The organism is Flavobacterium chungangensis (genome assembly GCF_042654045.1).
Classification (GTDB): domain Bacteria; phylum Bacteroidota; class Bacteroidia; order Flavobacteriales; family Flavobacteriaceae; genus Flavobacterium; species Flavobacterium chungangensis.
This window is the reverse complement of the sequence record NZ_JBHSFY010000006.1, coordinates 324,737-337,310: the sequence shown is the minus strand read 5'-3', so window position 1 is coordinate 337,310 and position 12,574 is coordinate 324,737. Positions and strand designations below refer to the sequence as shown.

The following is a 12,574-nucleotide window of genomic DNA, read 5'->3' as shown; positions in this document are numbered from 1 at the left end:
GAGTATATAAATTATTATAACAATGACAGAATTAAACTTAATCTAAAAGGAATGAGCCCGATACAATATCGAGCTCATTATTATAAAACTTAATTATTAATTTGTCTAAACTTTTGGGTGCAGTCTATTTTGAGTCAGCCCTGTTTCAATTGAAATTAAAACCTAAGAATGAGATTTTGTGAAATTATTTTACAGCAATTTGGTACGTTGCCATTTTCCAGATTTCATCGTATTTTTTTCCGTTATGTTCACCTGCAGATTTCTCTGTATAAGCAAACTCAACCATATAATTTCCTGACCAGATAGGAGTAAAAGAGATTTCTCCTTTATCATTTGTCCATAATTCTTTTTCCCATCCGTTTGGAGCAATTACTTTAATTTTTTGAGATTTTGCAATAGCACCTTCGTATAAAGCAGAAACATTAATTACAGTATTTTTTTTCGCGATATCGGCATTTTCAGAAAAAACACTAATTTTATTATTGTTAGCCGTGGCTACATTTCCAGCCGATTTGTTTCCAACAACAACGGTTGCACTAGAATTGTAGTCTAATTTCATTGTTCCGTAAACATCTCCAACGGTATGATGCATTACAATGGTATAAACTCCATCTTCATCTGGTGTAAAGAAAGCTTGGTATTTATTATCTAGAGCTTTAGAAGTTAGTTTAGTTTCTTTTTTTGAAGGAGAAATTACAACTAGAGAAAAATCTTTTAGATCAGAAAACCATTTATCAGCTTTTGTAATATCATTATCAGAGAATTCTCCAAAATAAACAGAAATTTCCTGAGCTTTTCCTTTTGTTCCTGTTGCTTTGGTGTCAATCCATAAAGCATGGGCAAAAAGCTGAGGTGCAGCAAAAAGCATTAGAAATAAAAAGCTTAGTGTTTTTAAAGTATTTGATTTCATAAGATCAAGTTTAAATTATTAGAATGATATTTTTTACAAACATAAGTCTTATTTAGAATAATTAAAAATAAAACCCGCAAAAAGTGCAATAAATGGGAGAGAGAACCTTAAGAAGTTACTTTTTTCTTTTTATTATTTCGTCCCCACCAAATTAAGAAACCCGTTATGGGTAGACTTGCAGCAACTAGACTGGCAAAAAAAGCAAGAACCTTTCCTGGAAATCCGAGGATGCTGCCAACATGTAAATCGTAATTAATGAACCTGAATTTTTCCCCGTTGCTTTTATCATTGTAAGTTGTAATTCTTAGCGATTTGGCTGTAGATCGGTCAAACTCCATTGATACATCATCAAAACGGTTTTTGTATCGTATAAAGGTTTGAAAAGTAGCTAGAGAATCATCTTCTTTTGGAATGAATAAGTAATAACTTTTGGCATTTGGATTTGCTTTTTTCGTCGCAGCGAATATTTTATCTGTGGCTGTATTTTTAGTATATTGAGTAGTATCAGAAACTAATTTTTCTTTTGCAATTGTTTTTCCTCCGTTAAATAGCCATTGAACACCTTTATCATAACATTCAAAAGCCCAAACTAATCCAGTTAAAGCAATAATTAAAGCAAAAATCATGGTATAATATCCCAGAATATTGTGCAGATCGTAGTTTTTGCGCTTCCACTTTGTGGTGTTTTTCCATTGAAACCAAAAGCGTTGTTTTGCTGCGCTTTTGTTTTTGGGCCACCACAAAATTAAACCTGTAATTAATGAAATAATAAAAATAATAGTTGCCGTTCCTGTAATTGGATCGCCAATTTCGCTTCTAAAACAAAGTGTCTGATGTAGCGCTCGCACAAAAACAAAAAACTCAAAATTATACTCTTCCAGTTTTTGCACATTTCCGGTATACGGATTTACATAAGCATACGTGTTTTGATAACGATTCCAATACCAAATGGCATCTTTATCTAATTCTTCATAGAACCAGACAATAACGGTACGTTTATCATCATTTATAATCCTAGCTCCAGAAAGCTGTTGATTAGGATGGACTTTTGCATTTGCTTCTTTCGCAATTTGAATTAGTTGGCTAACAGGTAGTTTTTTATTTTCAACCTTATCCACATAATAGTATTCATAAATTATGGGGCGCAATTCTTCTTCAAAAACATACAAACAGCCTGTAATTCCTAGGATAATAACAATTAAACCAGAGGATAATCCTAGCCATAAGTGAGCCTTCTTTATAAAATTTTTAAATGTCATGTTCCTATTAAATGTTTTTATCAAAAAAGCACCTCATGGTTTTTAGTGAGGTGCTTTTTATATTTAAATTTTTAATTTGGTTTTAAAACTTAATAGTTAAACTAGCCAAGATATTTGTTGGAGCTTGAGAAGTTCCCCAGAAATCCCAGTATCTTTCGTTTGTGATATTATTAAATTTCAAACCAACTCTCCAAGATGTATGATCATAATATACAGATCCATTAAGAGTAGTGTAAGAAGGCATATAAAAAGTATTATCGGCAGTAAAGAAATTTTTGTCAACATAATTTGCACCCAAACCTAAACCAAGACCTTTTAGTTTGTTTTGGAAAGTGTAAGAAGTCCAAAAGTTCACGACGTTTTCAGGAGAACCAGTAGCTTTATTTCCTTCAATATTAGGATCGGAAGCTTTTACAATTCGGTTATCATTATAACCATATCCGGCAATAATGCTTAATCCGTTAATTGGAGTTGCCATTACTTCAAAATCAAAACCTTTACTCACTTGTTTTCCATCTTGTTCTGTAAAACCCGTAGCATTTACTCTTGTAGCATTATCGATTGTAATATTGTAATAACTTGCAGAAGCGGTTAATTTTTTATTGAATGCTTCCGCTTTAATTCCACCTTCATATTGTACCGCATAAATAGGATCTAAAACAAATTGAGTCGCATCTGGTTGTGTTACCGGCTGCATATTTTGAAAACCATTCATATAATTTCCGAATACAGAAACTTGGTCTTTCACTAATTCATAAACCAGTCCAAGTTTTGGAGCAAGAGCTGTTTGGTTATATCCTTCAACAGTTCCCACTTTTTCGCGATCAAAATTATCCAAACGTAAGCTCAACATAGCCGAAAGACGATCTGTAAAGTTGATTACATCAGATGCATAAACGCTAAATGTTTTTTGATCTGCAACTGGAGATGTTGTAAGAACAAGACCAGCATCAACAGCTTTTCTTCTGATAGGAGAGAACGGAGTAGTAATATCAATATTATCAAGCGTAAAAGTAGTTCCTCCAGAAAAGGCTCCGCTGTAAAGTCTGTAATTGATACCTGCAAGAAATTTATGTTTGATGCTTCCAGTAGAAAACTTCCCATTTAAATTTTCCTGAATATTAGTGTAGTTGTTATAAATTGGTCCCCAAAGTCCAACTCTTCTAGCTACTTGCGTTGGAGAACTCCAAACAGCATAACTTTGGTAACTGCGCTCTACATCTTCGCCAACAAAAGAGAATAAAGTTGTAGACTTCCAGTTTTCTGATATTTCATATTCTGCTTGCGCGAAAACTTTAGTTGCTTTTGTTTTTGCATCATTATCATCATGAAACATAGATTTTCTGTAATCTATTTGCAAATCATTCGGATTTGTGATTCCAGAAGTTGCTGCGTATGTATTGTAAGTGCGTCTTGTGTTGTTTACGTTATAAAGTTCAGCATCAATATTAAAAGTCAATTTTTCAGATGCTTTGTACGTAAGACTTGGTGCAAAAAGTAAAGCATTATTGAAACCATAATCTAAGAAACTTTTCTCTCTGTTAACCGCCATATTTATTCTAAACAAAACACTTTTGTCTTTGTTTAATGGAGTGTTCACATCGGCAGTAAGTCGGTTTAAACCATAACTTCCAGTAGTGTATGAGACTTCTGCAGCAGTAGTTTCGTGAGGTTTTTTGGTCACTAAATTTACAACTCCTCCAAAAGAAGAAACCGTAGAACCAAATAAAGTTCCAGATGGACCTTTTAATACCTCAATTCGTTCTACGTTTCCAAGATCAACAGAAGAACGACCAGAAACTGTTTCCATTCCGTTTCTAGCATTTATTCCCGTCGAAAATCCCCTGAAAATTACTCCAACACCTCCCGATGGATAACTAATCGAAACTACACCAGGCGAGTTTTGTACCGCACTTCTTATATCTACAGAAACCTGCTCTTGCAGTAATTCTTTATGGATAACGCTGTAAACTTGTGGATTTTCAAGATTTTTAAGAGGCATTCTCGCAACGTAATCTGTTTTTTTAGAAACAATACTTTTTGGACTGTTGATGATCACTTCTTTTAATTCTTTATTCGAAACTTTCAGTTGTAGATTAACTGTCGTAGTCTCGTTTTCTGTAACCGTAACTTCAGTTTCTGCGGTTTCGTAACCTGCTAAAGATACTTGAAGTGTATAAGAATTGGCTCTTACTTTATTGAAATCAAAAGTACCATCGTCATTAGAAACAGTGCCATATTTAGTGTTTTTAAGAATAATGTTTACACCCGCTGCAGCATCGCCATCTGAGGTGGTAATGGTTCCTTTAATTTTTCCGTGGTTTTGTGCAAAGGCAGATAAAAACGAAAACAAAAAACTGATAGAAAATAGAAAACGTGAAGTCTTCAAACTGAGATAATTCATTGCTAATTTTATTTGGTTTATAATTAGTTTTTATTTAGAATGAATAAAAACAATGCAAATGTAAAAATTAAAATAACTTTAACAATTTTTATTTCTACCATTTATAAATTAAATTGTTAAATGTTGATTATGGAGCAATTAATCAAAATTCTTATTTCAAATTGTAGTGTGATAAACTTTAAAAAGACTTAATTTTGCGGTCTGAAAAATGACTTCATGATTTTACCATTCTTTAAAAAGATTCAAAATACGCCTAGAGGATATCGTATTGCTAATACTGTTTTTTTCTTTCTGTCAGGTTTTGGTTATTCTTCTTGGGTTTCAAGAATTCCACATATACAAGCCCAATTAAAATTATCTGAAGCTGAATTTGGTGCAGTTTTATTTGCTTTTCCAATAGGTTTAATGCTAACAATGCCTTTTACAGGAAAACTATTAAATAAATACAGCAGCCGTTATATTATGCTTCTTGGTGCGGTTATGTTCAATATTGCGTTGTCTCTGCCTGGTTTGGCGGCATTTGTTTGGCAGTTGGTTATTATACTTTTATTTTTTGGAGCTTCTCGTAATATTTTCAATTTATCTATAAATGCACAGTCTCTAGAAGTGCAGAAACTATATCCAAAATCTATTATTACGCGTTTTCATGCCGTTTGGAGTATTGCCGTTTTTTCAGGTGCGGGATTAGGTTATGTAATGGTGACGCAGAAAATTGCACCATCGCATCATTTATTGGGAGTAAGTATTTTTATGCTGGCGCTAACGGCTTGTTTTTATCCGATGAGTATTCACAACGAACCTGTTCCGGTAAAAAAGAAGTTCTTCTCTATGCCAGAAAAAAATCTGGTAAAATTCTCTCTAATTTGTTTCGTATCTATGGCTTGTGAAAATACCATGTACGACTGGAGCGGAATTTATTTCGAAAATATATTAAAAGCTTCTCCAAAATTAACCAGTGCAGCATTTGTATTTTTTGCTTCGGCAGTAACATTAGGGCGTATATTTGGGGATTATGGCGTAATGAAATTTGGAACTAAAAAAATCCTGCTTTATAGCGGAATCTTAATTACAGCTGGTTTCGGAGTTTGTTTTATTTTGCCGTATGCATATCCAACAATTTTCGGTTATGTTTTAATCGGATTTGGGGTTTCTTGCGTGGTTCCGTTAGTATTTAGCATTGCCGGAAGATCTTCAAAATTAAGCAGTGGTTCGGCCTTAACTTCAATTTCAACAATTGGTTATTTAGGATTTTTATTGGTTCCGCCAATGGTTGGTTTTATCTCTGAATATTTAAGCATGAAATGGGCGTTTCTAGTTATGGCACTTCTCGGAATTTTGATGATTTTTATGGTGAATAAGATCGGGGAGAATGAATAGTTTAAAGATGCTAATGCTTAAAAGGTACAGAGTTGTCTATTAATCTATGGAAATTCCAAAGTATACTTTGCTTTAAAAATTTGTTGTAATTTCAATTTTATAAGCTTCTTTAATTTTTGATGCAATTTTATAAGCTTCCTTTTGATCATTTGCAAAGTAGATTGTTAAATAGTTATCTTCATTATCTACAATATTTATTTTAATTGTTTTTTCATTGATAGTGGACCTAATTCTATTTCCTGCACCACCTTTTTCTATGGCGTGCTTAACAATAGTTTCAACTAAAGAAATGGATTTTATTTCTGGAAATAATTTCCATTTTAATCTAATTTTGATTCCATAAAAAGAATATAATTTCCTGAATTTATTCTTTTGAAAATCAATTTCTAAACCTTCAGTTGAAATGAAAAAGATTCCCCAATATGCTAGCAACAGATAAATAAAGAAATAACTAAATCCATTCTGCTTATTTATAAAAATCGCAGCAAGAAAACCTAGGACAAATAATAAACTTCCAATTGTAGTTTTGTATAAAGGAACTTTTTCAATATAAATGTAATTAGGCATTTTTCTTTTACAAATAAGAAACAATTACTTCTTCGTCATAACAAACTTCTCAGAACTTGGTTTTCCATTCATGTTCCCAGAAATTTCTGCGGTTAAAGTATTATTTGCTCCTTTTGTATAAGTAATTTTTTGAGGGTAATCGTGTTTTGGATTCTCGAAAACCAATTGCTGATCTGTTTCTGAAGTAGAAGGGAAGAAGACCGGTTTGTCATCGTTTTGACCTTTTACTGTTGCTTTGTAAGTAAGCGTTTCGCCTAGCTGTGCCAAAACAATAGTTTCAAAATGCAAAGTGTCTTTCCCTTTTATAAAATAAGAAGAAGCACTGAAAGTACTGTCGTTTAGTTTTTGCCATTTTTCAGATAAAATGCCTTCAGGAGTTTTATTTTCCCAGTTTCCAATTAACCAATCGGCTTTTTTGATTTTGTCTTTTTCAATGGTTTCTTTTTTCTGGCAAGAAACGAAAGCTATAATAAGGGCGATAAGAGTAATTTTCTGAAACATATTTTTTGAGGTTTTTGATAGCACTAATGTATGAAAAAAATGTTTGCCACAAATTTCACGAATTCTCGCGAATTTCTTTTTTATATCTGCCACAGATTAAAAGGATTGAAATGATTTTTTTTACTGTGTGTTTTGCACAAGTTCTCTTATTTTTTATTTCACGCAGATTTAAAAAGATTTAAGCTGATCCATACAGATTTAGATCAATAAAAATCTAATTAATCTGCACAAATCTGCAAAATCTGCGTGAAATAAATTAGTATAAATTTCCGTAATTACTACGTTTGTCCCTTCGGTCGAGTCGTGGCAAAAAAAATAATCTGTGATAATCCTTTTAATCTGTGGCAAATAATATAGACACAGTAATTTAAAAAAAATAATTTGTGGAAATTCGTGAAATTGCTTCGCCAATTCGCTATCGCTCGGGTTGTGGCTAAAAAAAATCAAATGCTTGCACTCAAAATAGAATAAACCAATTCCTTAGTAGGTTTTTGGTCTTTTAATTTTGTTCTAACTTCATCAAAAGTCACTTTAAAATCACAGCCCGATTTATATTCGGCGCAACCATAAGCCGTTTTGCCTTTTAGGATTGTTCCTTTTTTACATTTCGGACAAACCAATGCATCTGAATTTTCTTTTGGGTCGGCTTTTTTATCGGTTTTCTTTGGTTCTAATTTCAGTTTGTAGTTTTCTTCAAAACGAATTAAGCCTTCAACCGTTCCAGAATCGGTTTTAAAGCCTTTTATGTTTACTGTAGAACCTTTCTGAACCAATCGTAAATACTGGCTTTCGGTTATTTTTTTATCATGAAAAACAAAAGGCAATACAAAATCACAACCCGATTTGTACTCGCTGCAGCCAAAGGCCGATTTTCCTTTCAGTATCTTTCCTTTTTGGCATTTCGGACAAGTTTCTGCCGAAATTCCAGAGGCTTTCTTTTTCTCTTTTTCCGCTTTTACAACTGGTTTCTGAATCGTTGCCGCATGCGAAATATTGGCGTGCTTGGTTTCGCTTCGAACTTCATAAACCAAAGCTTCAACCATGCGTTTCATGTTTCTGATGAACGCCGCTGCGGTGAAAGTCCCTTTTTCAATATCTTTTAATTGCTTTTCCCAAGTTCCTGTAAGTTCGGCCGATTTTACCAATTCGTTCTGAATCGTATCAATCAACTGAATTCCAGTCAAAGTGGGTAAAACTTGTTTTTTGTTTCGAACAATATATTGGCGTTTGAAAAGCGTCTCAATAATATTCGCACGCGTTGACGGACGACCGATTCCGTTTTCTTTCATTAATTCACGTAAATCTTCGTCATCAACTTGTTTTCCTGCGGTTTCCATGGCACGCAATAAAGTTGCCTCTGTAAACTGATTGGGCGGTTTGGTTTCTTTTTGAAGAAATGAAGGTTCGTGCGGACCTTTTTCGCCTACAACAAAACTCGGCAGTAAATCGGGTTCTTTTTCCTTTGCATTTGGATCTTCAAAAACAACACGGAAACCTTTCTTCAAGATTTCTTTTCCAGTCGCTTTAAAAGTCACATCGGCAGCTTTTCCAATAACTGTAGTATTGGCAACCAAACAATCATCATAAAAAACAGCAATAAAACGTCTTGTAATAATATCATAGACCTGCTGCTGATTATGAGGCAGATTATTTTGAACTCCCGTTGGAATAATCGCGTGGTGATCGGTTACTTTTTTATCGTTGAAAACCTTTGGCGATTTTTTGATTTTTTTTCCTAAAAGAGGCTCAGTCAATTCGGCATAATTGGTTAATTTCTGCAGAATTCCAGGTACTTTCGGATAAATATCACCGGGTAAAAAAGTCGTATCAACTCTGGGATATGTGATGACTTTCTGCTCATACAAAGTCTGTGCAATCTTCAATGTTTCTTCGGCAGAAAAACCAAATTTTTGATTGCAATAAACCTGTAAACCAGTTAAGTCGAAAAGTTTTGGGGCATATTCATTTCCGTTTTTTTTATCTACAGAAACAATTTCGAAATCACTTTCTTTGACTTTGGCCGCGATAACTTGTCCGTCTTCTTGGTTTAGAAAACGACCTTCTTCATAACTAAAAAGCGTTTCTCTGTATAAAGTCTGCAATTCCCAATATGGCTGCGGTTTAAAGTTTTCAATTTCTCTAAAACGCTCTACAACCATCGCCAATGTTGGCGTTTGTACGCGCCCGATAGACAAAACTTGTTTGTAGCCGCCATGTTTTACAGTGTACAAACGAGTGGCATTCATTCCTAAAAGCCAATCTCCGATAGCTCTAGAAAATCCGGCGTAGAATAAATTATCGTAGTTGGCAGAGGGTTTTAAGTTTTCAAAACCTTCTTTAATTGCTTCTGTGGTAAGAGATGAAATCCATAATCGCTGAATTTCGCCCTTGTAATGCGCTTCGTTCATCACCCAGCGCTGAATCAATTCTCCTTCTTGTCCAGCATCCCCGCAGTTTATAACGACTTCGGCTTTATCAAAAAGACTTTTAATGATTTTAAACTGCTTTTGAATTCCTGAGTTCTGAACCACTTTGGTTTCGAACTTTTCAGGAAGCATGGGCAGATTATTCAAATCCCAGCTTTTCCAATGCGGTTTATAATCGTTGGGTTCTTTTAAGGTGCATAAATGCCCGAAAGTGTAAGTTACTGCATAACCATTCCCTTCGTAATAGCCATCGTGTTTGGTATTGGCACCCAAAACAGATGCAATTTCACGCGCTACACTTGGTTTCTCAGCAATACAGACCTTCATTTTTTCTTTTCTAGTTGGACATGCGAAACTACGGATTTTATGGGAAAGGGGCAAAGATTATTAGGTCCAAAGGGGCAAAGCTTTCTAAAAGAAAGTTTAATAATCAAACATTTTGTAATAGGCCTCCAATTCAATCGCTCTTCTTTTTACTAAATCTCTTTTTAAGCTTTCGGAAACGGCATACCATAAAGTTCCTTGCTTTATTTCGGAAAAGTATTTCGAGCTAAACTCATATTCTTTATCGCGAAAAAGAAGCCATTGTTTTTGAGATTCTTTTAAAGTTTCAAAATTTTCTTTTGGGAGTTTTGTTTTTAGTAAATTATAACTTTTGTTCAATTCTTTGTCCCAAGATTCGCGGGCTTGTATGATACAATTGCACTTGTCTGCATCAGAGATGTCTTTTTGATTTATACATTTTGATTCTAAAACGTCGATTGGATACTCTTTTTTGTTTTGTGAAAACGCTACGATTGATAAAAATAGAAAAGTTAAAAGAAATAATTTTTTCATTGTTTTGTTTATAATTTATAATTTAAAAAGATCTATACTCTTCATCCAGAAAATTTCCGATTCTAAAAATTGAAGTTTGGTCTTAACAACCTTATCGCTTTTATCTCTCGGATTTTTAGCAATAAATCTAGCGGTTGAATTATTGAAATCTAAAGTATATTTTGAGTCAAAATCTTCTTTTTTATTTGCTGAAAAAGTAATTAGATTGTCTTTTACACTCCATTTTCCTTTTCCGTATTTATTGTCTTCCGCTGAATTTCCGCCTTGGATTTTCGAATACGAATGAAACAGAAAAGTTCCGTCTGGGTTTAAAGTCAGTTTATATTCGATTGTGTGTTTTTCTTTTTCAGAAAGTGAACGAGAATATTCGCCAACAAATTGATTGGATTGTGCGGATAAAGTTAAGGTGAAAATTAAAAGAAAAGAGGTGATTAGTGGTTTCATTGGTTTGGTTTTATTAGTTGTTAAGCATTCTTTCAATTATTAATCATCGGATCCAAATTACGATCCTTATTTCTCAAATCTAATCCACCTTCGTAAACCGATTTTAGATTTGTGAGATAAAAATGCCAACCGTTGGAACAGCCCAATCTGATGTATTGTTTCGAATGATCATCTGTCGGAATGTTATAATGGCGAAGTTCTACAATCGTATAATCGTCTTTCTGGCTTAGATTTATGTCTACAAGACAGTTTCCTTCAAAAGTAAATTGCAGTTGATCAATTCCATTGGCAGAAACGATTTTTCCTGACATAGCATCATCATACAAATACCAAAGCCATTCGTACGTATTATCTTTTTCTGCGTTTTTGTCTTTGCTTATAGATTCCTGATTAGCTCCAAAAAAAGATACTTTTTCAAGAAACCATTTTTCTAACTCATTTGCTTTTGTCCAAGCATCGTAAATGTCTGAAAGTTGAGCTTTAACGGCTATTTTTTTGGTAAAAGAAGTCCAATCGAAGTTTTTCATAGTAAACTGTTTTTAATTCTCTTTTGTACTAAATATTTAGAAATTAAGTTCAAATTTTAAGATTCAAAAGATTCAAGATGTTCCTTTAGTTCTTTTTCCGTATAAAGTATTTTATGATTTGGATTTTTCGGATAATTATTTTGTGTGCTTTCAAAGACATCATCTTTATGCATAGCCCATTTCAGTTGCTTGTAATGGTGGTGAGAAAGCTTTTTTTCTTCCATTTCTTCGTTCTTTACTCGCCAAGTCTTTATGTAGCTGTTCCAGGTTTCATTTTCACAGCATTCACATTCATCAAAATAAACTGCCTGATATCCACATATTTTACAATATTCTAGATTTTTAAAATTTTCTATATAACTATAATCTAGGTTGTTAATAGATTTTGGTAAATGATTTAAGAAATTGCCAAATCCCATGACATATTTTGAAATGTATAATTTTCTATCTTCCCAACCAGCATGTCTAACTATTTGATTGTTGAATTGGATATTCAAAAAATTATATTTATCTCTTCCCATTAAATCTTCAAAATTTGCATTTTTAATATCTTTCCAAGGAAAGAAATTGTCATTCAAATTAAAACCACGTTCTACTATCGTTATTTTTCCACGATTCTCTAAGTAGTGTTTTCTGCACGCTACATAATCCCAACCTGAATTAGACCTAATTTCTCCCGGTTCGCCACAAGTTTCGCAAACATTTTGAGATTTGTTTTCGTACTTTTCAACAATATTTGAAATAGCATCACCATAAACACATTCGGCATGAAATCTAAGACCTGCATATTTTTCTTTTATGCAAGTCACTTTTTTATTCCAACCGTAGGCATTTAATTTTTTAATAAGTTCAATAACTAATGGAAACCATCCTGATCGAATCTGTAAGTCAATCCCATTTAAATCAGCAAGCTTCAACAAATCAAATTCGTTAATTTCATCATTTATAATAAAGTCTTCCAGATTTGTACAATTTTTATTTACAAATTCGACTTTGGCATAAAAATCTTGTTTTTTTGTATTTTCAATGGACAAATTTTCAAGAGAATATTGTTTCATCGAAGCCCCATTTGCTTTAGCAATTTTTGCATGAATACTATCAATAAGATCTTGATGCTCAGATCTCTTTTTGGGTTTAAATTTGTCTATATTAATTGTAAGGTATATAATTATAAAAGTAATGCACAGACCTAGTATAATGGTGGTTACTATTGACATATTTTGGTTTTAATTATAGCTTTATTTTTGCAAGATAAGCGATTTTGTTTCGAGCAAATATAAGATATTTCCTCTAGCTTTTATTTCAGAAAAAAAGCTGCAGGA

12 protein-coding genes are annotated in these 12,574 nt (G+C 33.1%); 2 read left to right on the top strand and 10 right to left on the bottom strand.

Annotated features, from left to right (window positions below):
- Nucleotides 1–6 precede the first annotated feature (6 nt).
- Nucleotides 7–93, top strand: coding sequence for an IS3 family transposase (locus ACFO3N_RS12465; protein WP_379798166.1), 87 nt, complete (start codon nucleotides 7–9; stop codon nucleotides 91–93).
- A gap of 91 nt (nucleotides 94–184) precedes the next feature.
- Here the strand turns inward: ACFO3N_RS12465 and ACFO3N_RS12460 are convergent, their stop codons facing one another.
- The 3 genes from ACFO3N_RS12460 to ACFO3N_RS12450 form a co-directional block, all read right to left on the bottom strand.
- Complete coding sequence (locus ACFO3N_RS12460) at nucleotides 185–910, bottom strand: DUF4198 domain-containing protein (RefSeq protein WP_379798151.1); 726 nt, start codon at nucleotides 908–910, stop codon at nucleotides 185–187.
- 107 nt (nucleotides 911–1,017) lie between these two features.
- Entirely contained in the window at nucleotides 1,018–2,169 is a 1,152-nt protein-coding gene (locus ACFO3N_RS12455) for a PepSY-associated TM helix domain-containing protein (protein ID WP_379798149.1), read from the bottom strand.
- Nucleotides 2,170–2,251: 82 nt separating this feature from the next.
- Complete coding sequence (locus ACFO3N_RS12450; protein ID WP_379798147.1) at nucleotides 2,252–4,573, bottom strand: TonB-dependent siderophore receptor; 2,322 nt, start codon at nucleotides 4,571–4,573, stop codon at nucleotides 2,252–2,254.
- Between the two features lie 216 nt (nucleotides 4,574–4,789).
- Between ACFO3N_RS12450 and ACFO3N_RS12445 the strand changes: the two genes are divergently transcribed.
- Nucleotides 4,790–5,950, top strand: coding sequence for an MFS transporter (locus ACFO3N_RS12445; protein WP_095929814.1), 1,161 nt, complete (start codon nucleotides 4,790–4,792; stop codon nucleotides 5,948–5,950).
- A gap of 72 nt (nucleotides 5,951–6,022) precedes the next feature.
- Here the strand turns inward: ACFO3N_RS12445 and ACFO3N_RS12440 are convergent, their stop codons facing one another.
- The 7 genes from ACFO3N_RS12440 to ACFO3N_RS12410 form a co-directional block, all read right to left on the bottom strand.
- On the bottom strand, nucleotides 6,023–6,517 hold the full coding sequence (locus tag ACFO3N_RS12440) for a hypothetical protein (RefSeq protein ID WP_379798145.1): 495 nt from the start codon (nucleotides 6,515–6,517) through the stop codon (nucleotides 6,023–6,025).
- 24 nt (nucleotides 6,518–6,541) lie between these two features.
- On the bottom strand, nucleotides 6,542–7,018 hold the full coding sequence (locus tag ACFO3N_RS12435; protein WP_379798142.1) for a DUF6265 family protein: 477 nt from the start codon (nucleotides 7,016–7,018) through the stop codon (nucleotides 6,542–6,544).
- 443 nt (nucleotides 7,019–7,461) lie between these two features.
- On the bottom strand, nucleotides 7,462–9,771 hold the full coding sequence (locus ACFO3N_RS12430) for a type IA DNA topoisomerase (protein ID WP_379798140.1): 2,310 nt from the start codon (nucleotides 9,769–9,771) through the stop codon (nucleotides 7,462–7,464).
- Between the two features lie 96 nt (nucleotides 9,772–9,867).
- The gene (locus tag ACFO3N_RS12425; RefSeq protein ID WP_379798138.1) at nucleotides 9,868–10,281 is read right to left on the bottom strand and encodes a lysozyme inhibitor LprI family protein; all 414 of its coding nucleotides are present in this window, start codon (nucleotides 10,279–10,281) and stop codon (nucleotides 9,868–9,870) included.
- 15 nt (nucleotides 10,282–10,296) lie between these two features.
- Entirely contained in the window at nucleotides 10,297–10,725 is a 429-nt protein-coding gene (locus ACFO3N_RS12420) for a copper resistance protein NlpE N-terminal domain-containing protein (protein WP_379798136.1), read from the bottom strand.
- Nucleotides 10,726–10,757: 32 nt separating this feature from the next.
- Entirely contained in the window at nucleotides 10,758–11,252 is a 495-nt protein-coding gene (locus ACFO3N_RS12415) for an SRPBCC family protein (protein ID WP_379798134.1), read from the bottom strand.
- 56 nt (nucleotides 11,253–11,308) lie between these two features.
- Nucleotides 11,309–12,469, bottom strand: a complete 1,161-nt coding sequence (locus ACFO3N_RS12410; RefSeq protein ID WP_379798132.1) for a hypothetical protein — start codon at nucleotides 12,467–12,469, stop codon at nucleotides 11,309–11,311.
- Nucleotides 12,470–12,574: the final 105 nt, after the last annotated feature.

Bases quoted from the DNA above. Each gene is read 5' to 3' on its own strand.
- ACFO3N_RS12460 (WP_379798151.1), bottom strand. From the start codon at position 910: ATGAAATCAAATACTTTAAAAACACTAAGCTTTTTATTTCTAATGCTT.
- ACFO3N_RS12455 (WP_379798149.1), bottom strand. From the start codon at position 2,169: ATGACATTTAAAAATTTTATAAAGAAGGCTCACTTATGGCTAGGATTA.
- ACFO3N_RS12450 (WP_379798147.1), bottom strand. From the start codon at position 4,573: ATGAATTATCTCAGTTTGAAGACTTCACGTTTTCTATTTTCTATCAGT.
- ACFO3N_RS12445 (WP_095929814.1), top strand. From the start codon at position 4,790: ATGATTTTACCATTCTTTAAAAAGATTCAAAATACGCCTAGAGGATAT.
- ACFO3N_RS12440 (WP_379798145.1), bottom strand. From the start codon at position 6,517: ATGCCTAATTACATTTATATTGAAAAAGTTCCTTTATACAAAACTACA.
- ACFO3N_RS12435 (WP_379798142.1), bottom strand. From the start codon at position 7,018: ATGTTTCAGAAAATTACTCTTATCGCCCTTATTATAGCTTTCGTTTCT.
- ACFO3N_RS12430 (WP_379798140.1), bottom strand. From the start codon at position 9,771: ATGAAGGTCTGTATTGCTGAGAAACCAAGTGTAGCGCGTGAAATTGCA.
- ACFO3N_RS12425 (WP_379798138.1), bottom strand. From the start codon at position 10,281: ATGAAAAAATTATTTCTTTTAACTTTTCTATTTTTATCAATCGTAGCG.
- ACFO3N_RS12420 (WP_379798136.1), bottom strand. From the start codon at position 10,725: ATGAAACCACTAATCACCTCTTTTCTTTTAATTTTCACCTTAACTTTA.
- ACFO3N_RS12415 (WP_379798134.1), bottom strand. From the start codon at position 11,252: ATGAAAAACTTCGATTGGACTTCTTTTACCAAAAAAATAGCCGTTAAA.
- ACFO3N_RS12410 (WP_379798132.1), bottom strand. From the start codon at position 12,469: ATGTCAATAGTAACCACCATTATACTAGGTCTGTGCATTACTTTTATA.